A 22988-nucleotide genomic window follows, 5' to 3' on the forward strand; every position below is an offset into this window, starting at 1 on the left:
CGCCGGCAAAACACGCTTCGGCCCGCGCCCCCAACACGGGCATTCCGGGCCAAGCGGACCTGAAAAATGTCGAGGGCAAGGCGCAGCGACGCAGACAGTACGCATGTACGGCAAGGAGCTGCAACGCCGCCATCGGCATTTTCTCAGGCCCGCGTCTCCGGCCCGCCGTTTTTAGGTTTTCAAGGACACATCATTGAAACCGAGTGGAAAACGGATCTTGTAATGCAACCCCATCCCCGGCGCGCTGACCACCTTCACCGTGCCGCCCAGCGGCCCCGTCACCAGGTTGTAGAGGATATGCGCGCCCAAGCCGCTGCCGCCCGAACCCCGCTTGGTCGTGAAGAAGGGGTCGAACAGCTGGCCCAGGGTGGCGCTGTCCATGCCCATGCCGTCGTCGCTGTAGTCGAGTTCCAGCATCTCGCCGGCCGTCCGCACGCTGATCTTGATCTTGCCCGGTTCGCCTTCGGCAAAGCCATGCACGAGTGAATTGACCACCATGTTCGTGACGATCTGCGAGACGGCGCCCGGATAGCTGCGCAGCTGCACCTCGGGCGCGCAGTCGATGTCCACCTTGACCAGCTTGCCCTTCAGCTTTGGTTGCAGGGACAGCAGGATTTCATCGAGGTATTTGCGCAAGTTAAAGCTGCGCAATTCGTCCGACGACTGGTCAACGGCCACCTGCTTGAAGCTGCGCACCAGCGCCGCGGCGCGCTGGGTATTCGTCGTCATGATGCGCAGGGTCTGGTCGATGATGTCGAAAAATTGCAGCAAGCCATCTTCATCGAGCTGGCCGCCTTCCAGGTCTTCGCGCGTGAGCTTCAATTCCTGCACCAGGTGGCTGGTGGCCGTCACGCATATGCCCAGCGGCGTATTGATTTCATGCGCCACGCCCGCCACCAGGCGGCCCAGCGAGGCCAGTTTTTCCTGGCGCACCAGTTCCGACTGCGCTTCCTGCAAGGCGCTCAGGGCGCTGTTCAGGGCCGCGTTCTGCTCTTCCAGCGCTTCCTTGGCCTGGCGCATGGCGTTGTCGGCCTGGATGCGGGCCATCGCCACGGCCACATGGCTGGCCATGAAGGCCAGCACGTCCAGTTCCGCCTGGCCATATACGACGGACGTGTCGTAGCTTTGCACGATGATCACGCCATATTTCCGGTCACCCAGCAGCATGGGCGCGCCCATCCAGCTGGCGATGCCGACATTGCCCAGCGGCTCGTCCATTTCGCCGCTGGCCACCAGCGCCGCATAGCTGCCTGCATCCAGCAGACAGGCTTGCCGGCGCGCCAGCACATACGAGCTCATGCCGATGCCGTAATGAAAGCGTTTCACGGGCGCCTGCGCATCCTTTTCATCGACGAAATACGGGATCGTGATGTCCTTGTTGTCCGGGTGATACAGGGCGATGAGGAAATTTTTTGCCGTCACCAGTTCGCTGATGATGGCGTGCAGGCGCGCGTACAGGATCGTCGCATCGGAAGCCTGCGCCGACAGGTTGGCGATTTCATACAGCGCATGCTGCAGGTTTTCCGCGCGGCGCCGCTCGGCCACCTCGTGCGCCAGCAGGGCCGTGCGCTCCTGCACCGCCTTTTCCAGCCGGTCCATGCTTTGCATGCCTTGCAGGGCGCTCGATACGTGCGTGGCGATCAGCGCGAACAGGGCCTGGTCTTCCAGGCTGAAGCGGTGCTGCGCGTCATAGCTCTGGATGACGATGGCGCCCAGCACCTGGTGCTGCTGGTCCAGCAGCGGACAACCGATCCAGTGTTCGGCCGCCGTGCCGCCGCCCCAGGCGCCGCCGCCGATGGCGCGCATGGCGTCGTCGTCGGCCGTCATCACCAGCTGCTTGCGGTTGACGATGACCCACGCCGTGGGCGACTGCGCGGCGCTGGCCAGGCGCACGCCCTCGTCCGGGTCGGGCGCGGCGTCGAATTCATCGACAAAATAGGGAAAGCGCACGAGGCCGTCGTCACGGTCGCTGAGCGCCACGTAAAAGTTCGCCGCATACATGATGCGCCCCAAGGCTGCATGCACCGCCCGCAGGAATTCACTGATATCGCTGCAGGTGCTCGAGCGCTGCCCGATTTCCAGCAACACGGTCTGGACGGCTTCCAGGCGGCTGAGACGGCTTTCCATGGGTGACTATGTACCTTGTGCAAGTATATGTTCTGAAAATCAATATTATCAGTTCAGCCCAGCCTTGGCACGGCATAAAACGGAGAATCTTGCCTTGAAGCAGAGCAACACACGCCACGCGCGCATTTGCCACGATGGCAATACAGTGGCAGACTAGGCCCCTTCCTACAGACCAGACCGTCCTCATGACTGCCACGCTACGCGCCTCGCTTCGCCCCTACACCCTCGCCGGCCTGCTGGCCTTTGCCGCGCTGGGCATGCCGCCGCTGTGCGCCGCGCCAGCCAAGGCGCCGGCGGCGGAAACGGCCGATGGCGGACGCTATTTCGGCCCCCTCGTCGCGGGCAAGATGCATGGCCAGGGCCGGCTCGAATACGCGAGCGGCGCGTTTTACGAAGGGGGCTTCGCGCGCGGCGTGTTTTCCGGCCAGGGCAAGCTGCGCCAGGCTTCCGGCGTCGAATACACGGGCGCCTTCCGCCAGGGCGCCTTCGACGGCATCGGCCGCTACACCTCGCCCAAGGGCGAGATTTATACGGGCAGCTTCGTCAAGGGCAGCTTCGAGGGCCAAGGCCGCTTCCAGGGCGCCGATGGCGCCACCTTTGAAGGCCATTTCAAGCACTGGCGCCCGCATGGCGCCGGCAAGCTGACCGACACGGACGGCACCGTCTTCGAAGGCGAATTCGTCCAGGGCCAGGTGCAGGGCAAGGCCAGGGTCACCACCAGCGACGGCATCCATTACGAAGGCGAATTGAAGGACTGGAAATTCGAAGGCGAAGGCGTGCTGCGCACGGCCGAGGGCGACGAATACCGGGGCAGCTTCAAGAATGGCCAGTTCGACGGAAAGGGCGTGCTGCGCTATGCAGTGGCGCAGGCGGATGGACGGCGCGAAGACAGCGGCAACTGGACGGAAGGCCAGCTGGACGATCCGGCCCTGGACAAGCTCACGCGCGACAATATCGAGCTGGCCCTGTACGGCCAGCAATCCTTGCTGGAACGCAGCCTGGCCCGTGTACTGCCGCGCGACGCGGCGAAAAAAATCAATCTGTATTTGCTGGGCGTGGCCGGCGATGGCGCGCAGGAAGTGTTTCACCGCGAAACGGCCTTCGTGCAGCGCCAGTTCGACCGCGACTATGGCACCGTAGGCCGCTCCTTGATGCTGGTCAACAGCCGCAACACGGTGGCGCAGCAGCCGATGGCCACGCGCACCAGCATCGCCGCCAGCCTCGATGCCCTGGGCGCGAAGATGGACAAGAATAACGATATCCTGTTCCTGTTCCTCACCAGCCACGGCTCGCCCGAGCACGAACTGGCACTGGCGCAAAACGGCATGGACCTGCACAGCCTGCCCGCGCAAGAGCTGGCGTCCATGCTCAAACACAGCGGCATCCGCTGGAAAGTCATCGTGATCTCGGCCTGCTATGCGGGCGGCTTCATCGCGCCACTAAAGGATGACAACACCCTCATCATCACGGCCGCGCGCAGCGACCGCACCTCGTTCGGCTGCGATGACCAGAACGATTTTACCTACTTCAGCGAAGCATATTTCAAGGAAGCGCTGCCCAGGAGCGCCGGCTTTGCCGAAGCCTTCGACAAGGCCAAGGTGCTGGTGCAGGCCCGTGAAGAAGCCGATTTCCGCGAAGGCGGCATGGAGACGGAAGAGCATTCCGAGCCGCAGCTGTTCCAGGGCAAGGCCATCGCCGCGCAGCTCAAGGCGTGGCGTGCCCAGGCACGCTGACATGGGCACGGCCGCCCGCCTTTCTGTACAATAGTCGTCACCATGCGCCGATTCTTCCTCATTTTGCTGCTGTTCGTGCTTCCGCTCCAGATGTCCTGGGCTGCGGCGAGCGCGTATTGCCTGCACGAGGAAGGCAAGGCGGCGCAGCACCTGGGCCACCACAGCCACCAGCACAAGGCGGAAGCCGATGCGGACAAGCAGCCCTTTGGCGACAAAAAAGTGGCGGACCAGCAGAAAAAAGGCCAGCCGCACAGCGACTGCAACGTCTGCCACGGCATCGGCCACGCATGGCTGCCGGCCGGCTCCAGCCTGCCCGTCGGCGACACGGCTTCCGTGAATGCGGACACTTCCCCCTTCTTTTACGCTTCCCACATCCCGGACGCTCCCAAGCGCCCTGACTGGTCGTCGGCCACCTAGGCCGACGGGACGTTTCAATCACTTTTCGCAGTAAGCCAGGCGCCAGCCTGCGCGTCCCGTCGAATTCTTTTCCATGCTTTTGGAGAATTCGATGTACCGATCCATCTATCTGTTATTACTCTCCGCTGGCCTGCTGGCTGGCAACTTTGTCCATGCGCAAGCTCCACAGGAGCCTGCCGGCCCCCTGACCTTGCCTGCCGCGCTGCTGCTCGCCGAGGGCGGCAACGCCACTTTGTCCGCTGCCCGCCATGAACTGGCGGCGCAAGGGGGCGCCCTGCAGCAGGCGCGCGCCCTGCCCAATCCGGAACTGCAAACCGTGCTGGAAGACACGCGGCGCGCCTCGCGCAGCACCACCGTGCAGCTCAACCAGCTCATCGAACTGGGCGGCAAACGGGGGGCGCGCGCCGCCGTCGCCCAGCGTGGCGAAGATCTGGCGCAAGCGGGCCTGTCGCTGCAGCAGGCGGAAACCCGCGCCGCCGTGACTTCCGCCTTTGTCGACGTGCTGGCGGCGCAGGAAGGCTTGCGCCTTGCCGACAGCGCGCAGGCGCTGGCCGCGCGCGCCAGCGACATCACGGCGCGCCGGGTGACGGCCGGCAAGGCTTCGCCCGTCGAGGAAACCCGCGCCAGGGTCGCCGAAGCGAGCGTGCGGCTGGAGCTGAACCTGGCCCGCAGCACCCTGGCCAGCGCCCGCAAGCGCCTGGCCTCCCTGTGGGGCAACGCCACGCCACGTTTTACCCTCGCGGAGGGACGCCTGGAAACCGTGCCCGAGCTGCCGCCGGCCAGCGAACTGGCGGCGCGCCTGGCTCAGGCCCCGGCCGTGCGCCAGGCGCAAAGCGCGCTGGCCCAGCGGCAAGCCATGCTGGACGTGGAACAGCGGCGCGCCACGCCCGACGTCACGGTCAGTATCGGCATGAAGCGTTCGGAAGAGCTGGGCCGCAACCAGGCCATCATCGGCCTGGCCTTGCCGCTACCGCTGTTCGACCGCAATGCCGGCAACAAGCTCGACGCACTGCGGCGCAGCGACAAGGCCAGCGACGAGCTGGCCGCCGCCCGCATCGCCGTGCAAACGGACGTGGCCGCCGCCACCGAACGCCTGGCCACGGCCCGGCTCGACGTGGAAAGCTTACGCCAGGACATCTTGCCTGGCGCCCAGAGCGCCTACGACGCGGCCAGCAAGGGCTTCGAGTTCGGCAAGTTCGCCTTCCTCGACGTGCTCGATGCCCAGCGCACCTTGCTGCAAGCCAAAAACCAATACCTGCGCGCGCTGACGGAAGCGCAGCACGCCGCCGCCGACATCGAGCGCCTGCTGGGCACTCCAGCTCCCCTGTAAGGAATCCCCGACCATGAATATCACACTCAACAAAAAGCAGGCGATCGCCATCGTCTCCATCGCCGCCGCCGGCATCGTCCTGGCGGCTCTGATCCTCGGCACGGGCAAGTCCAGCGCTCCTCCTGCCCCTGCCGTCAAGGCGGAAGCACATGCTGAAAAGAAAGACGAACATGGCCACGACGAAGTGGAAGGCCGGCTGGAATTGACGGCTGCGCAAAGCAAGGCAGCCGGCGTCGTCATCGCCACGGCCGCGCCCGGTCGCATCAAGACGACTGTGGCACTGCCCGGCGAAATCCGTTTCAATGAAGACCGCACGGCCCACGTCGTGCCGCGCCTGGCCGGAGTGGTGGAAGCCGTGCACGCGGACCTGGGCCAGCTGGTCAAGAAGGGACAAGTGCTGGCCGTCATCGCCAGCACGGAACTGTCGGAACAGCGCAGCGCGCTGCTGTCGGCGCAGCGGCGGCTGTCGCTGGCCCGGTCCACGTATGAGCGCGAAGAAAAGCTGTGGCGCGAAAAAATCTCGGCCGAACAGGATTACCTGCAGGCGCAGCAAGCATGGCGCGAGGCGGAAATCGCCGTGCAGAATGCGCAGCAAAAGCTCAGCGCGCTGGGCGCCAGTGGTTCCGGGACCGGGACCGGGGCCAGCAAGGGCCCGCTGAACCGCTACGACATCCGCGCGCCGTTCGACGGCATGGTGCTGGAAAAACATATCACCCTGGGCGAAGCCGTCAAGGAAGACGCGAACATCTTCGTCATTTCCGACCTGTCGACCGTGTGGGCGGAAATCGCCGTGCCGGCGAAAGACCTGGCCACCGTGCGCATGGGAGGCAAGGCGGAAGTAAAAGCGTCCGCCTTCGATGCCAGCGCGCAAGGCACGATCACCTATGTGGGCGCGCTGCTGGGCGAGCAGACGCGCACGGCCAAGGCACGCATCAGCTTGCTGAACCCGGACATGGCCTGGCGCCCGGGCCTCTTCGTCACGGTGGAAGTGGTCTCCGGCGAAGCGGACGCGCCTGTCACCGTGCACAGCACGGCGATCCAGACGGTGGAAGACAAGCCCGTCGTCTTCGTGCAGGTGAAAGATGGCTACCAGGCCACGCCCGTGGTGCTGGGCCGCAGCGATGGCACCTTGACGCACATCAAGCAGGGGCTGGCCGCCGGCACGCCGTACGCGGCGCAAGGCAGTTTTGTCCTGAAGTCCGAGCTGGGCAAGGACTCCGCCGGTCACGAACACTGATCACGTCAAGGCTAAGGAAACCATCATGTTTGAACGCTTGATCCGCTTCGCCATCGACCAGCGCTGGCTGGTGATGCTGGCCGTGGCCGCCATGGCTGGCCTGGGCATCTACAGCTATCAAAAGCTGCCCATCGACGCCGTGCCCGACATCACCAATGTGCAGGTGCAAATCAATACCCAGTCCGCCGGCTATTCGCCGCTGGAAACCGAGCAGCGCGTGACGTTCCCCATCGAGACGGCCATGGCCGGCTTGCCCAACCTGGAACAGACGCGTTCGCTGTCACGCTACGGCCTGTCGCAGGTCACCGTGATCTTCAAGGATGGCACGGACATTTATTTTGCGCGCCAGATGATCAACGAGCGCTTACAGGAAGCCAAGGAAAGTCTGCCGGCCGGCATCACGCCGAAGATGGGGCCCGTTTCCACGGGCCTCGGCGAAATCTACCTGTGGACGGTGGAAACGCAGGACGGCGCGAAAAAGCCCGATGGCACGCCGTACACGCCGACGGACTTGCGCGAAATCCAGGACTGGATCATCAAGCCGCAGTTGCGCAATGTCACGGGTGTCACGGAAATCAATGCCATCGGCGGTTACGCCAAGCAATACCAGGTGGCGCCGTATCCGGAAAAACTGGCTGCCTACGGCATCAGCCTGCAAGACGTGGTGACGGCGCTCGAGCGCAACAACAGCAACGTGGGCGCCGGCTACATCGAAAGGCAAGGCGAGCAGTTGCTGATACGCGCGCCGGGCCAGGTGGCATCAAAAAGCGACCTTGCCAACATCGTCGTCGCCAATGTGCAGGGCGTGGCGATCCGCATCCGCGACGTGGCCGACGTGGTGCTGGGGCGCGAGCTGCGCACGGGCGCGGCCACGGAAAACGGCCGTGAAGTGGTGCTGGGCACGGTGTTCATGCTGATCGGCCAGAACAGCCGCGCCGTCTCGCAAGCCGTCGACAAGAAGATGCTGGAGATCAACCGCAGCCTGCCGAAAGGCGTGCACGCCGTCACCGTGTATGACCGCACGGTGCTCGTCGACAAGGCCATCAATACGGTGAAGAAAAACCTGCTCGAAGGCGCCGTGCTGGTGATCGCCATCCTGTTCCTGTTCCTGGGAAATATCCGCGCGGCCGTCATCACGGCCATGGTGATTCCGCTGGCCATGCTGTTCACGTTTACGGGCATGGTGCAATACCACGTGAGCGCCAACCTGATGAGTTTGGGGGCGCTGGACTTCGGCATCATCATCGATGGCGCCGTGGTGATCGTGGAAAACTGCGTGCGCCGCCTGGCCCATGCGCAGCAAAAACTGGGACGGCCGTTGACCTTGCAGGAACGTTTTCACGAAGTGTTTGCGGCATCGCAAGAAGCGCGCCGCCCCCTGCTGTATGGCCAGCTGATCATCATGGTCGTGTACCTGCCCATCTTTGCCCTGACGGGCGTGGAAGGCCGCATGTTTACGCCGATGGCCCTGACGGTCGTCATCGCCCTGCTGGGCGCCATGCTGCTGTCGATCACCTTCATCCCGGCCGCCGTGGCGCTGTTTATCGGCGACAAGGTAGCGGAGAAGGAAAACGCCATCATGCGCGCCGCCAAGCGCTGGTATGCGCCGCTGCTGGACAAGGTGATGCGCAACACGCCCGTCGTGCTGACGGGCGCGGCCGTGGCCGTAGTGCTGTCGGGCTTGCTGGCCACGCGCATGGGCAGCGAATTCGTGCCCAGCCTGAACGAGGGCGACATCGCCATCCAGGCCCTGCGCATCCCCGGCACCAGCCTGACGCAATCGCTGGCCATGCAGCAGCAGCTGGAACGCAAGCTGATGGCAAACCACAAGGAAATCGCGCGCGTGTTCGCCCGCACGGGTACAGCCGAGATCGCGTCCGACCCCATGCCGCCGAATATTTCCGACGGCTACATCATGCTCAAGCCCCGCGACCAGTGGCCGCAACCCGGGAAATCGCGCGAGCGATTGCTGGCGGAAATCGAAGCGACGGCCACCAGCTTGCCGGGCAACAACTACGAGTTTTCGCAACCGATCCAGCTGCGCTTCAATGAACTGATTTCCGGCGTGCGCAGCGACGTGGCCGTGAAACTGTTCGGCGACGACATGGCCGTGCTCGACGGCACGGCGGCGAAGATCGCTGGCGTGCTTGGGAAGATTCCGGGCGCCACGGAAGTGAAGGTCGAGCAGACGACGGGGCTGCCCATGCTGACGGTGCAGATCGACCGCGAGCAGACGGCCCGCTACGGCCTCAACATTGCCGACGTGCAAGCGGCGATTGCCACGGCCATCGGCGGGCAGGAGGCGGGCACCCTGTTCCAGGGCGACCGCCGCTTCGACATCGTCGTGCGCCTGCCCGACAGCCTGCGCAGCGACCTGGAGCAACTCAAACGCCTGCCCATCGCCCTGCCCCAGGGCGCGGCGGCGGAAGGCCGCGCGCGCTTCATCCCGCTGGGCGAAGTGGCCAGCCTGCAAGTGGCGCCGGGGCCGAACCAGATCAGCCGCGAAGACGGCAAGCGCCGCATCGTCATCAGCGCCAACGTGCGCGGCCGCGACATCGGCTCGTTCGTGGCCGACGCCACGCAACAGCTGCAAGCGCAGGTAGCCATTCCCCCCGGCTACTGGACCAGCTGGGGTGGCCAGTTCGAGCAATTGCAGTCGGCCACGAAACGCCTGGAGCTGGTGGTGCCCGTGGCGCTGGCCCTCGTCTTCGTCTTGCTGTTTGCCATGTTCGGCAACGTGAAGGATGGCTTATTGGTGTTCAGCGGCATCCCGTTCGCCTTGACGGGCGGCATCGTCGCCCTGTGGCTGCGCGACATTCCCATGTCGATCTCGGCCGCAGTCGGCTTCATCGCCCTGTCCGGCGTGGCCGTGCTGAACGGCCTCGTGATGATCGCCTATATCCGCCAGCTGCGCGAACAGGGCATGCCCTTGCAGGAGGCAATACGTGTAGGGGCGATCACGCGCTTGCGGCCCGTGCTGATGACGGCGCTGGTGGCCTCGCTGGGTTTCGTGCCGATGGCCATTGCCACGGGCACGGGCGCTGAAGTGCAGCGTCCGCTGGCCACCGTGGTGATCGGCGGCATTTTATCTTCGACGGCATTGACCCTGCTGGTGCTGCCGCTGCTGTACCGGCTGGCGTATGCCGCAAGAGGTAGGTCGGATGAGCGCGCAAGCGCGTAATCCGGCACATTATTGACGCTGGTGGTGGCGTCGGATTACGGCCTTTCAGGCCTAATCCGACCTACGCCTGTCATGGCCGACGGTAGCCGCCTTCGATCCAGTTCGCCGCTGATGTGGCGTTGAACTTGAAGGCGGCCGAGGTGCGCACCTTGGCGATCTGCTCGCCGTCGGCATCGTAGGCGCTCAGTTCCGCGTACGGGTGCTCTTCGTCGGGCACGATGTCGAACATCACCTTGACTTGCCCCTCGTCGGTGGCGACAAACAGGTTCTTGTGCAATTGCGCATGCAGCTGCTGCTCATGGCGGCGCAGCACTTCCGAAGCCGTCTTGACCAGCGTGTTGAACGCGTTGACGTCGAGCGGCTTCGGATTTTTCTTGTCGCGTCCCATGGTCCACGGGCCCACCAGGGCCGGCTCCGGTTCGCCATCCTTGATCATGGCCACGGCCCAGCCCTCATCTTCCTCGTTCTTGATCACGCGCGCCGTCCAGCCATTGCCTACCCACAGGCGCGGCTCCTGGACCGGGGCGTCATTGTCTTGCTCGGCTGCTTCGTCGGAAAAGTCGGGAAAATCGGTACTCATGGCGGTGCTCGTGATGGAAGGTCGGGGCTAGCATGATAGTCGAAAACGCCCACCCGTGCCGCCTTGCCGCAAGGTAAGGCGCGGCCCGCCATAGTCGATCCAGGCAAGAAGACAAGCTATCAATGTAGTAGCTTTATTCTAGTAATCGAGCTTTGATATTCCTCAAGTAAACCTATTATTATTTTGCAATCTGAATTGTGTTTTTTGTATTTAAATATTGCATGTAGTAATGCTTGGCTCCAAGAAATTCTTTTGTCACGCGACGTCCCTCGTCCCCGCGCGCCGCATTGCCCCGCCACGCCAGGCATCTCTATCGTCCATTACCGCTGCATATAACTATACTCATCAGAGGGACTCACATGAAAATCTTGACTACGCTGGCCTTGGCCACGCTGACGGTCGCCGCAGGTACCGCAAGCGCCGTCCCCACCTTCACTGCCGGCGGCACGGCACTGGCAGGGGAAGGCCTTGTCACCTCGGTCGCAGGCGCCACGACGATCAATTTCAACGATGGTTTATTACCCGGCAACTACACGGGCGCCGTGTTTACCAGCAACCACCCCAGCTACGCCGCGCAACCGCCGAATGACTTGACGGCCTTCTATTCCGTCGGCGTCTCGGATGGCCAAATCACGCCAGGCACGGCCACCTTCAGCGGCGGGCTCAGCTATTTTGGCTTTTACATGGGATCGCCCGACACGTACAACAGCATCGTCTTCAGCATGGGCGACAACAGCACAGTCGTCCTGACCGGTTCGCAAATGGCCGCCCTGGGCGGCGTCAGTCCGAATGGCGACCAGTCCGTCGGCCTGTATATCAACGCCTGGGCCGGCCAAGGGGCAAGCTTCACCTCGGTCGCCTTCCATTCGCCAAACACGAACGCGTTTGAAAGCGACAACCACGCCTACATCGCCGCCGTGCCGGAACCAGGAACATACGCCATGCTGCTGGCCGGTCTGGGCCTGCTGGGTTTCATGCTGCGCCGCAAAGCGTCATAACACGGTCATGCGCAAGCCAAAGCCCGCGATGCGGGCTTTTTTCACAACCAGCCATCGCATGGACGGCAACGCTTTATAGCCGCCTCAACACATGGACATGGCAGGCCGGCTGGGCCAGGTCAGCGGAGGACCGGGCGGCACCCAGCGCGGGTCGATGGCCGGCAGCGGTGCATGGTAGTTGAATGGGGTGATGATGATCGGCGGTATCGCCGATGGCGCGCCGACGGGCTCGGCGCAGGACTGCGTGGCGCTACGCTGGCGCGTGATTTGATGGTCAGAGGGGGATAGCGATTGATCCCCGGTATCTGCAAACAAAAGCATGTTGCCCTCCTTGCGAGACTGAGGTATTCAGTATAGGACGGCTTGCGCACATTACAAGAAAAGAAATCTTGTTCCAGATCAGCGTTTTTCGCCCCGCCAGCGCCTTCCATACCGTGAAAATGACGGCCTGTCGCACGCCGCTGGCGGCAAGCCGGGCGCGCCCCTACAGTGTGATCATGCAACACCCCATCACCCACACACTGAGGCTCACCATGAAAAAATTGCTCACCTTCGTCCTCATCGTCATGCTCGCCTGCCTGTTCCTCGACAAGATCGGCGGCAGCGACATGCACATGCAGTTCAACGGCGACGATGTCGACGGTCCGCTGGAATGGCTGTTCGGCCTGGTGTTTGCCGGCGGCGGCTTGCTGATCGCCGCCATTGCGGTGGTGTGCGCCGCCGTCATCACCGGCGTCGTCCTGGCCGGCGTGGGCGTGGTGCTGATCGCGGTGGTGGCGCTCTGCGTGGTACTGGCGCTGGCATTGAGCACGCCCGTGCTGCTGCCGCTGCTCATTCCCGTCGCCATCGTCTGGCTGATCGTCAGCCGCAACCGCAAGCAGGCGCAAGCGCGTCAGCACAGCCTGTAATCATTGCGCCATGAACTTGCTGAGCACGCCGTCGCTGCCGCCGTCATTCTGCTCGATGCGGTTGCGCCCGCCCCGCTTGGCCCGGTACAGCGCCTCGTCGGCGCGCGCCAGCACGGCGTCGCAATCGGCATCGGTGCCGGCCATGGCGGCCATGCCGATGCTCACCGTGACGGTGATCACGATGCCGCCATCGATGGTCAGCGAACTTTCCGCCACGCGCCGGCGCAGCCGTTCGGCAAACACGGCCGCTGCCGACAGGTCGGTGCCCGGCAGCAGGATGGCGAATTCTTCGCCGCCCACGCGGCCCGGCACGTCGACCTTGCGCAGCGCCTGGCACATCAGCGCGCCCAGGTGGCGCAGCACGGCATCGCCCACGGCGTGGCCATACTCGTCGTTGACGCGCTTGAAGTGATCGATGTCGAGCATCAGCACGCTGGCGCAGCTGGCCAGCTCGCGCTGCAAGCGGGCATGCTCGTTTTCCAGTGACGCCATGAAGTGGCGCCGGTTCGGCAAACCGGTCAGGAAATCCGTGGTAGCCAGTTGCAGCAGTTCCGCGTTCATGCGCTTGCGCTCGGTGATATCGAGCGAGGACACCATGACGAAATCGAGGCTGTCCGCATGGCCGGGCATCACCAGCAAGCTCAATTCATTTTGCCGCGCCGCACCGTCGAGACGCACGAAGCTGCTCTCGCACTCGTACAGGTGGGCGCCGCCAGCCAGCGCCAGCAGCGCGTCGCCGAAACGGGGCAAGGCGCTGTCGTCGAAATTCTGCGCCAGGCCCAGCGCACCGCGGCGCTGGTCGTCCTCGTTGGCGCGCACCTGCGCCAGCGCGGCGCCGTTCGCATCGATGATGCGCACCAGCCCCGCCAGTTGCCGCAGCGCGTCCGGATTGGCCTGGAAGTGGGCGCCCAGGTCGCGCACGCCCGCTTGTTCGAAGGCATCGAGCGAGGCGCGCACGGCCGACCAGTCCTGCTCCCACAGGGCCACGGGCGCATGGTCGTACAGGCTGCGGAAACGCGCTTCGCCGGCGCGCAGCGCCAGCGCCACTTGCGCCTGTTCGATGGCCATGCCGGCCAGGTGCGCCGCCTCGCTCAGCCGCGCCAGATGCGCCGCGCCCGGCAGCGTCGGCTGGCGGTGATACGCCATCAGCACACCGAGCAGCTTGCCCGAGCCACCACGCACGGGCTCGGCCCAGCACGATTGCAGCTGGGCCCGCCACGCCAGTTCCATCGTTTCCTGCGCATCGGCATGCAGGTCGCCGACGATCACGCGCTGGCCGTCGCGCACGGCTTGCGCGGCGATGCCATGCACGCCCTGCAGGGTGTCGAGGTCATGGCCATGGCTGGCCAGGTTGAAAAACGCAGGCAAACTCGGCGCCGCGCCCAGCACCAGGCGGTGGCGGCTTTCATCGAGCAGCAAGATGCTGCACAGCATGGCGGGATGGTCCGCTTGCACGCTCAGCACCACGCTTTCCAGCACCCGTTCCAGCGGCGCGCCCGTGGCCAGCATTTCCAGCACTTGCCGCCGCGTATGTTCGCGCCGTTCCATCTGGCTGCGCTCGCTGATATCGCGGAAGGTCCACAGGCGCGCCTGTTCATTGCCCAGTTGCATGCTGCGCACATATTGCTCGACCACCCGTCCATCGCGCAGGTGCAGCACGTCGCGCCGCTCGCGGTGGCCATGCGGCGCGTGGGCGCGTGCCCCAAGGAACGGCGCCGCCTGCTCCAGCTGGCTTTCCACATGGCGCACCAGCGCCGCGCCATCGGCTTGCCAGTCGAGCGCATCGGGCACTTGCCACAGGTCGCGGAAGCGCCGGTTCGACGTGAAGATGCGGCCATCGGTATTGTCGACCAGAATGCCGTCGATGGTCGAATCGAGGATGCTGCGCAGCATGGCCTGGCTGCGCTGCGCCGCCTCGGCCATGGCCAGCACGCTCGCCTGCCCCTGCTCCAGCTGGCCGGTCAATTCGCTCGAGCGCGCCAGCGCCGCCTGGGCGCGGGCGCGACCCGCCGCCAGCAGCCAGGTGGCCAGCGCCAGCCCGATGCTGGCCAGCAAGCCGGTCCAGGCCACCAGGCGGGGCCGCGCCAGCAGTTCGCCATCAAAGCCCGGCATGGCGCGCATGCGCAAGGTCCAGGCATGGCCGGCGATGGTGATCGCCTGCTGCGACACCAGGCTGTCCGAGGCGGCAGACGACAAGGCGCCCGGCAAGCTGTCATACATCAGGGCCGCCTCGGCCAGTTGCGCGCCATCATAGATTTCCAGATCCAGCTGGCGCGCGCCCTCGCCGCCCACGCCCGCCATCAGATCACCCATGCGGAACGGCGCAAACACCCAGGCGCGCAAGGCGGCGCGCCGCTGCTCCACGCTGGCGTGCGGCAAGCCATTGTCATACACGGGCAATACGACCAGGAAGCCATGCGCCCGGGCGCTGCCGCCATCCTGCACCAGGTGGATCTTGCCCGTCATGGCGGCTTGCCCCGTGTCGCGCGCCTGCTCCAGCGCGGCCCGGCGCACGGATTCGGACCCGATGTCATAGCCGAAGGCCAGCAGGTTGCTCTCGCTCAAAGGTTCCAGATAAGTGATGGGCGCATGCCAATCGCGCTGGCCGTGCGGACGCACGGCATAGCCGGGATAGCCGTCCGCGCGCACGCTGGCCTCATGCCGTGCCAGGGCGGCGCCGGACAGCAGCGGCAGGTAGCCGATGCCATGAATACCGGGAAAGTGGCGGTCCACTTGCTGCACCGCCAGATAGGCATGGAATTCGCGGCGCGTGACTTCCTGCGAACTGGCATACAGGCCCTGCACCCCGTGCAGCACCTGGATGTAGGTCTGCATGCGGCCGACGATGTTGCCCACCAGTTCGCGCACGCGGAAATCGAAATCGGCCTGCACCTGCTGTTCGCTGGCGTCGTCGGCATTGCGCCAGGCGCCATACGTCAATCCCAGGCACAGCGCCAGCACCAGCGCGGCCAACGCGCGCGGTCCCAGCCAGTGCGACACTGAACGAGCAAACCACGACGTAGACGCGCGTGTAGACATGGCAGGCGAAAAAGCAGGACGGACATCAAACCGCTACACGGCCAGCAACATGGCTGGCGGCGGGCCGCACGACTACCATCGGTAGTCGATGAGAATGATAGTACGTTACAGCGGGCGCCCTTGCAATGCTGAATATTGTATTAAAAAGACCACGAATTGCGAAGCTGCAACTGAGTTTTCCCAGCACAAAGTCGACGCCATCGCAACTGATAATGATTCTCATTTATAATGATCATCCCGCTTTTCCTCCACACCCTCGACGATGCCCTCCCAGCCGCCTTCCTCCCATGACACTTCCTGGCAACTACCGCTGGCCACGCCAACGCTGGAACTCAGCGCGGGCACCCTGTCCTTTCCGGCGCCGGCGCACAGCATCGAACACAATGAGGCAGGACTGAAACTGGTGCTGGTCCTGGGCGGCCAGCTGGATTATCAACTGCAAAGCGGTGGCGCCGTGAGTGTCGAAGGCCCGGCCTTCCATATCAGCCTGAGCGACACGCCGTTTTCCGTCAGCCACCACTATGCGGCACGGCAACCGCTGCAGTACCTGAGCGTACGCATGCCGATGCAGGCCTTGCACGACACCTTCGGCGCCGAGCTGGGTTCGCTGGCGCGGCGCATCGCTCCGGCCGCGCGGCAGACCATGGCCACGGCGAACGGATACGCCGGCAAGGCCATGCAGGCGCTGGGCCGGCAAATCATGCTGTGCCCGCTGGCCGGTCCGCTGCGTCAGCTGTATTTATCCGGCAAGGCGCTGGAACTGACAGCGGCCGTGATGGACGGCCTGACCGGCACCGGCGCCGCGGCCGAGACGGCGCCCGGCACGCGCCAGCTGCGCTGCCTGCAGCAGGCGCGCGACATATTGCTGCAGCGCCTGCACGCACCGCCGACCTTGCCGGAACTGGCGCGCCTGGCCGGCACCAACGCCAGTACCCTGAGCCAGGGCTTTCGCCAGCAGTTCGGCACCAGCGTCTTCGCCTACGTGCGCGAGCAGCGGCTGGAACTGGCGTACCGCATGCTGACGGCCGGCAACATCAGCGTAGCCGACGCGGCGCATGCCTGCGGCTACACGGATTCGCATTTCAGCAAGGTGTTCCGGCAGCGCTACGGCGTTTCCCCCAGCGACCTGCGCTGCGCCTGACGCAATACGCGCAATCGCCAGGAAAACAGCGGCAATCCTTAACGCCCTGACGCCCTCCGTCCTTACCATATTGAGATTGATTCTCAATACGAAAGGTCCGGTTTTTCATGGCAATGTTTCCCCTCCCCCCACGCGGCGTGCGCTGGCCCCGGCATACCCTGCACGTCCTGGCCGCCCTCGGCTGCAGCCCCCTGGCGCAGGCGGCCGACGCGCCGGCACCCGAGGCCAGCCTGTCCGTCATCGCCGTCACGGCCACGCGCGAAGCGGGCGCCAGCATGGGCAAGACGGGCGCCTCGCTGAAGGACACGCCGCAATCGCTGAGCATCATCAGCCAGGAGCGCATGCAGGAACAAAACCTGCAGACGCTCGACGACGTGCTGCAGCAGGCGACGGGCACCACCGTGCAGCCGTTCCAGCTGCTGACCACGGCCTACTATGCGCGCGGCTTCAAGATCGATTCCTTCGAACAGGACGGCGTGCCCGTGCTAATGGGCAACATGGCCAGTCCGCAGCAAGACATGGCGATGCTGGAACGCGTGGAAATCCTGCGCGGCGCGAATGGCTTGCTGCATGGCAGCGGCAACCCTGCCGCCACCGTCAACCTGGTGGCCAAGCGACCGCAAAAGAACTTCGCCGCGCAAGGTGCGCTGTCGGCCGGCAGCTGGGACCGGCGCCGCGGCGAAGCCGACATCGGCGGCCCCCTGAACGCCGCAGCCACGCTGCGCGCGCGCGTCGTCGCCACGCACGAGGAACGAGGCTTTTTCTATGACGTGGCGCAGCAGAACAGCAGCAATCTGTATGGCGTCGCCGAGCTGGACCTGGCGCCGGGCAGCACGCTCAGCGTGGGTGTACAGAAACAGCGCATCCGTTCCATCACCAACATGGCAGGCGTGCCCCGCTATGCGGACGGCGGCGATATCGGCTTGCCCCGTTCCACCTACCTCGATGCGGCCTGGGACCAGTTCGACTGGGATACCCAGCGCGTCTTCGCCAGCCTGGAGCAGCATTTTGCCAATGGCTGGCAAGCCAAGGTGCAGGCCAATCACCTGTCCGGGGATTCCTTCCTGAAATACGCGGGCGCGTATGGCGCCGCGCGCCGCGACCAGCGTCCATCCTCGAGCGTGATGGGCGCCGCCTACCGCTTCGACAATGGCCAGAACAGTGTGGACGCCTACGCCAGCGGTCCCTTCCGCCTGGGCGGACGCCAGCATGAACTATTGTTGGGCGCCAACGTCCAGCACACGTCCAGCGAACAGTTCTCCGCCAGCTTCCTGCCGCCGCCGAAGGGCACCCATGACGTCTTCCACTGGAACCCCTACGCGCTGGCGGAACCGGCCACCAGCGCGTATGCCTCGCGCGGCCCGACCAAGGTCAGTCAGTGGGGCGCCTATGCCATGGGGCGCTTCCAGGTGAGCGACGCGCTGACGGCCATCGCCGGCACGCGCCTGAGCCGCTGGAAACAGGAAACGCGCACGGCGCGCGTGGAACCGGATACCCAGCTGACACCGTATGGCGGCCTGGTCTACGCCCTGTCGCCGCAATGGTCCGGCTATGGCAGCTACACGCAAGTGTTCCAGCCGCAAAGCCAGGCCACCGTCGACGGCAAGACGCTGGACCCGGTAACGGGCAACAACCTGGAAGCGGGGATCAAGGGCGCGCTGGCGAATGGCAAGCTCGACGTTTCCCTGGCCGTGTACCAGATCAGCCAGAACAAGCGGGCCCAGGAAGATCCGAATTTCCCTTGCGCGGGCAACGTCTGCTACTACATCGCCGGCGGCGAAGTGCAAAGCCGCGGCCTGGAAGCGGAAGCGAACGGCCAGCTGACGCCCGACCTGAACCTGTCGGCCGGCTACAGCTACAACACGACGCGCTACCTGAAGGATGCCGCATCGCAGGGCCAGCCGTTTGCCAGCTTCGCGCCCGCCCACATCCTGCGCGCGTGGGCCAACGCCACCCTGCCATGGGCCGGACGCCGTTTGAGCGCCGGGCTGGGCGTGCAGGCGCAAAGCCGCTACAGCGTCACCTCGGGCGGCGTGACGCTGCGCCAGGGCGGCTATGCGCTGGCCAATGCCCGCCTGGGCTGGCGCATCGACCGCCACTTCACGGCCGCGCTCAACGTCAACAACCTGTTCGACAAACACTATTACCAGAGCCTGTCCGGCACGGCCTGGAACAACCGCTATGGCGAGCCGCGCAGCGTGATGCTGTCCCTGCGCGCCCAGTATTGAGGCCCCCATGAACGACAACACCTTGACCATTTTCCCGCTCGATGGCCACCTGCTCGCGCTGCACCCCGATGCGCTGGCCCTGGCCATTCCCTACCATGCGCGCGGCAAGAGCCGCGCCGACTGGATCATCGGCGTCAAGCACGTCAGCGACGCCCAGTCCGTGCACGGCGACCATTGGGAGCGCCACCCGCGCGGCGACGAAACCCTGTGCCTGCTCGAAGGCAGCATCGAACTGGTGCTGCAAACGGACGATGGCGCGGAACGCCGCATCGCCTTGCAGGCGGGGCAAGCCTGCATCGTGCCGCGCGGCACCTGGCACCGGCTGCAGGTGGACGTCCCCGGACGCCTGCTGTTCATCACGCCCAGCATCGGCAGCGAACACCGCAAAGTGGGCGGTGCCGCATGAGGCCGGCACTGCGGCGGGCGCACCTGTGGCTGATGGTGGCGGCCCTGTATTTCACGCAAGGCGTGCCGCTGGGGCTGGCCATGGAAGCGCTGCCGGCCATGCTGCGCCGCGACGGCGCGCCACTCGACGCCCTGGCTTTTTTGCCGCTGGTGGGCTTGCCCTGGGTGCTGAAATTCCTGTGGGCGGCGCAAGTCGACAACCGCTGGAACGCGCGCGTGGGCCGGCGCCGCAGCTGGCTGCTGCCGATGCAGGCGCTGGCCACCGCCTGCCTGCTGGGCGCCGCCCTGCTGGGGCTGTCTGCCGCCACGGCGCCGCTGATCGTCGCCCTGGCCACGCTCGGTTCGCTGGCCAGCGCCACGCAGGACATCGCCACCGACGGCCTGCTGGCCGAGCGCTTCGAAGGCGCCGCGCTGGGCCGCGCCAATGCCTTGCAGGTGGGCGGCACCATGGTGGGCTTTTTCACGGGCGGCTCCGGGGTATTGATGCTGTCGGGCATGTTCGATCAACGCGTGGCGCTGCTGGCGCTGGCGGCGATCGGTGCCGCCAGCCTGGCGCTCGTCGTGCTGTGGCGCGAGAGCCCGCTCGCGGCCGCGCTGCCCGCATCGGTCCCGGTCCCGGGACCGGCGCCACGCAAGGCCAGCTTGCGCGGCTTCATCCACCGGCCCGGTGCGCCGGCGCTGCTGGGCATCGCCTTTTTGTCGTCCATGACGGCCGTGGCCGGCTATGGCCTGTCGAAGCTGCTGCTGGTCGACGCCGGCTGGCCGCTGGAAGATGTCGGCAAGGTGGGCATGGCCGGCGGCATGATCACCGTGCTGCTGGGCTGCGGCGGCGGCGCCTGGCTGATCGGCCGCCATGGCCCGCAGCGCATCTTCCTGCTGGGCATAGGCGCGTCGGCGGCCGCTGCCGGCCTGTGGCTGTGGCTGGCAGCGATGGCGGCGCTCCTGCCGTCCAGCCTGGTCTGGCTGGCGACGGCGCTGGGCTGCTTCGGCGCCGGCTGTGCATCGGTCTCCATGCTGACCATGGCGATGCAGTTTGCCCGCCAGAGCGGCCAGGCGGGCACGGATATGACGGCCGTGCAAAGCATGCGCGACGGCGGTGAAATCCTCACCTCGTCCACCTTGACGGGCGTGGCGGCCACGGCCGGCTACGGCGGCAGTTTCACGCTCGGCATCGTCTGCGCCCTGCTGGCCATGCTGCTGGCGCGCCAGTTGGCGCAGCAACGCCAGCGGGCCTGAGCGCGCTGCTGTACAGTGCTGGCGATTGCAGACACGGGAGCATCGCTTGCACGACGACCGCTGGCAGGGAACCCTATGGCTGGCGCCAGACTTTGCCATTTTGCATGGCGCAGCGGGCGCCACGGACAGCCACGCCCATTATGCGCACCAGCTGATGCTGAGCACGGGCGCGCCCTTCACGGCCAAGCTCGACGGCATCGTCCACACGGCGCGGCACTTGCTGATCGACAGCCTGCGCCCGCACGCCATCCTGGCTGCGCCGGCGCCCATGCTGACCATCTATGCGGAGCCGCAGCGCCTGGGCGGCGCGGCCCTGCTGGCAGCAGCCGCCAGCGCCGGCGTACCCAGCCTGGACAATCTGGCCGCCGCGCTGCAGGCGCAGCCACGCGAGCGCTTGCCCGATCCCCGCTTGCTGCGGGCGCTGGACAAGGTCGATGCGCTGCTGTCGGGCAAGGTCAGCGCGGCCGCCGTGGCCGAGGCGGCACATTTGTCGCTGAGCCAGCTGGAACGCCTGTTCAGCGCCCAGCTGGGCCTGCCCGTGCGGCGCCTGGTGCTGTGGCGCCGCCTGCGCCTGGCCATCCGTTTCATCTTGCTCGGCAGTACACTGACGGAGGCGGCCCACGGCGCCGGCTTTGCCGATGCCGCGCATTTTTCGCGCACCATGCGCAGCCTGTTCGGCGTGCGCGCCGACCGCAGCTTGCGCGACCTCGACGTCAAGCTGCTCGATTGATCACTTTACGCAAACCGGCTGGCGGCTCGGGCGCGCGCACGCCCTCTTCCGCGCGGAACGGTTCCAGCAGTTGCGCCCCGTATGCGGCCGGATAATCGGGACGGCTGCCGATGCCCAGGTCCTCGCCCCGCATGCGGTAGCCCGGTGCATCGAAACGCGTGCCCAGCAAGCGGTCCCAGCAGGTAAAAAACAGGCCGAAGTTCACGTCGCCGGCCGTGCCGTATTTCATGTGATGAAAACGGTGCAATGGCGCCCAGGCGAATATCTGGCGCAGCGGGCCCATGCGCATGTCGACATTCGCATGCTGCAGCAACAGCTGGATCGCCACGGCAAACGCCAGCACGGCCATGACACGCTCCGGCATGCCCAGCAGCAGCAAGGGCAGCATGCCGCCCGCCGCTTCCAGCAGCAGGTGCAGCGGGTGCTTCATCCAGCCATTGAAGCCATACAGGCGCTGCACGCTGTGGTGCACGGCATGCAGTTTCCACAGAAAATAATAGCGGTGGCTCAGGTAATGCACGAGCGTGATGCCGCAATCGGCGATGACGATCGCCAGCAACAGTTGCGCCCAGAACGGCAGCTGGACTGGCCAGAATGCGCCCAGCGCCAGGTGCCCGGCCAGCAGGGGAAAGGCCGCCAGGCCCAGCAGATACAGCGCTTCATTGACGAGCGCATGCAGGCTGTCGCGCCAGCCGTCGCCGTGATCGTGGTTCCACGCGCCGTCATACGGCAGATAGCGTTCGGCAAGAAAGGAAGTGAGCAGGGCCAGCAGCAGCAAGGGCGGCAAGACCCAGAGAGAATAATGACACACCGCAATCAGGTAACTGGCGGCGCCGATGAAGCCGGCCCAGAACGCGGGGCCGTACAGCGCGGCAATGAGGGATTTCATGGCAAGGTACTCCTGTGGCAAAAACCACAGCTTGGCCTTGTCCCCCTCCCCGCCGCTTGAAGAAACGGCGCAACCTGCTTATTTGGCCTGCTTTGCAGCCTTTCTCGCCGCGTATTGCTGGTAGCCATTCGCGCGCAGGGCGCAGGCGGGGCAGGTGCCGCAGCCATAGCCCCAGTCGTGCAACTCGCCCCGCTCGCCCAAGTAGCAGGTATGCGTGCCGCTGCGGATCAGGTCAACCAGGGGCTGGCCGCCCAGGTCTTCCGCCAGGTCCCAGCTTTGCGCCTTGTCCAGCCACATCAGCGGCGTTTCCAGCTTCAATCGCGTATCCATGCCCAGGTTCAGGGCCACTTGCAGGGCCTTCATCGTGTCGTCACGGCAATCCGGGTAGCCCGAGAAATCCGTCTCGCACATGCCGCCGACGAGCACCGTCAAGCCGCGGCGGTACGCCACGGTGGCGGCCACGGTCATGAACAGCAAGTTGCGTCCAGGAACAAAAGTGTTCGGCAAGCCGTTTTCCTGCATGACGATCTCGACGTTCTGCGTCATGGCCGTATCGGAAATGGCGGAAATCAGGGACAGGTCGATCATGTGATCCTGGCCCAGGCGGCTATCCCATTCGGGCGATTGCTGGCGCATCTGTTCCAGTACGCCAGGGCGCACGGTCAGTTCGATCGCATGGCGCTGGCCGTAATCAAAGCCGATGGTTTCCACGCGGCTATAGTGTTTCAAGGCCCAGGCCAGGCAGGTGGTGGAATCTTGTCCACCGCTGAAGAGCACCAGTGCGGAGTCCGTTGCTAGCATAAATTTTC

At 65.3% G+C, this 22988-nt stretch carries 18 protein-coding genes; 12 read left to right on the forward strand and 6 right to left on the reverse strand.

Features of this window, described 5'->3' with window-relative positions; translation table 11 throughout:
- Positions 1-171 precede the first annotated feature (171 nt).
- Entirely contained in the window at positions 172-2127 is a 1956-nt protein-coding gene (locus BLT98_RS14365) for a GAF domain-containing sensor histidine kinase (RefSeq protein ID WP_092608913.1), read from the reverse strand.
- Positions 2128-2312: 185 nt separating this feature from the next.
- On the opposite strand from BLT98_RS14365, the gene BLT98_RS14370 reads away from it, so the two are divergent.
- From BLT98_RS14370 to BLT98_RS14390, 5 genes are all read left to right on the forward strand, one after another.
- Entirely contained in the window at positions 2313-3860 is a 1548-nt protein-coding gene (locus tag BLT98_RS14370; RefSeq protein ID WP_170846389.1) for a C13 family peptidase, read from the forward strand.
- A gap of 42 nt (positions 3861-3902) precedes the next feature.
- Positions 3903-4277 carry a cation efflux protein, CzcI family gene (gene czcI, locus BLT98_RS14375; protein WP_092608919.1) on the forward strand — a complete coding sequence of 125 codons (375 nt, stop codon included), beginning with the start codon at positions 3903-3905 and terminating at the stop codon, positions 4275-4277.
- Positions 4278-4368: 91 nt separating this feature from the next.
- Positions 4369-5607: a TolC family protein gene (locus BLT98_RS14380; protein ID WP_139179264.1), complete on the forward strand. Its 1239-nt coding sequence runs from the start codon at positions 4369-4371 to the stop codon at positions 5605-5607.
- 13 nt (positions 5608-5620) lie between these two features.
- Positions 5621-6844, forward strand: a complete 1224-nt coding sequence (locus tag BLT98_RS14385; protein WP_092608922.1) for an efflux RND transporter periplasmic adaptor subunit — start codon at positions 5621-5623, stop codon at positions 6842-6844.
- A 25-nt stretch (positions 6845-6869) separates the two neighbouring features.
- Entirely contained in the window at positions 6870-10025 is a 3156-nt protein-coding gene (locus BLT98_RS14390; RefSeq protein WP_092608925.1) for an efflux RND transporter permease subunit, read from the forward strand.
- 70 nt (positions 10026-10095) lie between these two features.
- On the opposite strand, the gene BLT98_RS14395 is transcribed toward BLT98_RS14390, so the two are convergent.
- A complete protein-coding gene (locus BLT98_RS14395; RefSeq protein WP_092608928.1) occupies positions 10096-10605 on the reverse strand; it encodes a hypothetical protein in 510 nt (169 codons plus the stop codon).
- Between the two features lie 359 nt (positions 10606-10964).
- Between BLT98_RS14395 and BLT98_RS14400 the strand changes: the two genes are divergently transcribed.
- The gene (locus BLT98_RS14400) at positions 10965-11603 is read left to right on the forward strand and encodes an Npun_F0296 family exosortase-dependent surface protein (protein WP_092608931.1); all 639 of its coding nucleotides are present in this window, start codon (positions 10965-10967) and stop codon (positions 11601-11603) included.
- A gap of 84 nt (positions 11604-11687) precedes the next feature.
- Here the strand turns inward: BLT98_RS14400 and BLT98_RS28810 are convergent, their stop codons facing one another.
- Complete coding sequence (locus tag BLT98_RS28810) at positions 11688-11924, reverse strand: hypothetical protein (protein ID WP_139144203.1); 237 nt, start codon at positions 11922-11924, stop codon at positions 11688-11690.
- Between the two features lie 212 nt (positions 11925-12136).
- Here BLT98_RS28810 and BLT98_RS14405 point away from each other — a divergent pair, with 212 nt between their 5' ends.
- The gene (locus tag BLT98_RS14405) at positions 12137-12511 is read left to right on the forward strand and encodes a hypothetical protein (RefSeq protein WP_052140298.1); all 375 of its coding nucleotides are present in this window, start codon (positions 12137-12139) and stop codon (positions 12509-12511) included.
- Here BLT98_RS14405 and BLT98_RS14410 read toward each other — a convergent pair whose 3' ends face one another.
- On the reverse strand, positions 12512-15511 hold the full coding sequence (locus tag BLT98_RS14410; protein ID WP_244517496.1) for a sensor domain-containing diguanylate cyclase: 3000 nt from the start codon (positions 15509-15511) through the stop codon (positions 12512-12514).
- 301 nt (positions 15512-15812) lie between these two features.
- Between BLT98_RS14410 and BLT98_RS14415 the strand changes: the two genes are divergently transcribed.
- The 5 genes from BLT98_RS14415 (at position 15813) to BLT98_RS14435 (ending at position 21290) form a co-directional block, all read left to right on the forward strand.
- Positions 15813-16691, forward strand: a complete 879-nt coding sequence (locus BLT98_RS14415; RefSeq protein WP_092608934.1) for a helix-turn-helix transcriptional regulator — start codon at positions 15813-15815, stop codon at positions 16689-16691.
- A gap of 113 nt (positions 16692-16804) precedes the next feature.
- Positions 16805-18919 carry a TonB-dependent siderophore receptor gene (locus BLT98_RS14420; protein WP_092609909.1) on the forward strand — a complete coding sequence of 705 codons (2115 nt, stop codon included), beginning with the start codon at positions 16805-16807 and terminating at the stop codon, positions 18917-18919.
- 7 nt (positions 18920-18926) lie between these two features.
- Positions 18927-19325 carry a cupin domain-containing protein gene (locus tag BLT98_RS14425; RefSeq protein WP_092608937.1) on the forward strand — a complete coding sequence of 133 codons (399 nt, stop codon included), beginning with the start codon at positions 18927-18929 and terminating at the stop codon, positions 19323-19325.
- Positions 19322-20560, forward strand: coding sequence for a RhtX/FptX family siderophore transporter (locus BLT98_RS14430; RefSeq protein WP_092608940.1), 1239 nt, complete (start codon positions 19322-19324; stop codon positions 20558-20560). Before BLT98_RS14425 ends, BLT98_RS14430 begins: the two co-directional genes overlap by 4 nt.
- Positions 20561-20606: 46 nt before the next feature.
- Positions 20607-21290: a helix-turn-helix domain-containing protein gene (locus tag BLT98_RS14435; RefSeq protein WP_092608943.1), complete on the forward strand. Its 684-nt coding sequence runs from the start codon at positions 20607-20609 to the stop codon at positions 21288-21290.
- On the opposite strand, the gene BLT98_RS14440 is transcribed toward BLT98_RS14435, so the two are convergent.
- Together BLT98_RS14440 and queC are read right to left on the reverse strand one after the other, a co-directional pair.
- On the reverse strand, positions 21274-22179 hold the full coding sequence (locus BLT98_RS14440) for a sterol desaturase family protein (RefSeq protein WP_092608946.1): 906 nt from the start codon (positions 22177-22179) through the stop codon (positions 21274-21276). The genes BLT98_RS14435 and BLT98_RS14440 overlap by 17 nt on opposite strands.
- Positions 22180-22257: 78 nt before the next feature.
- Positions 22258-22980 carry a 7-cyano-7-deazaguanine synthase QueC gene (gene queC, locus BLT98_RS14445; protein ID WP_092608949.1) on the reverse strand — a complete coding sequence of 241 codons (723 nt, stop codon included), beginning with the start codon at positions 22978-22980 and terminating at the stop codon, positions 22258-22260.
- Positions 22981-22988 lie beyond the last annotated feature (8 nt).

This window comes from Janthinobacterium sp. YR213 (assembly GCF_900099875.1).
GTDB lineage: Bacteria > Pseudomonadota > Gammaproteobacteria > Burkholderiales > Burkholderiaceae_D > Janthinobacterium > Janthinobacterium lividum.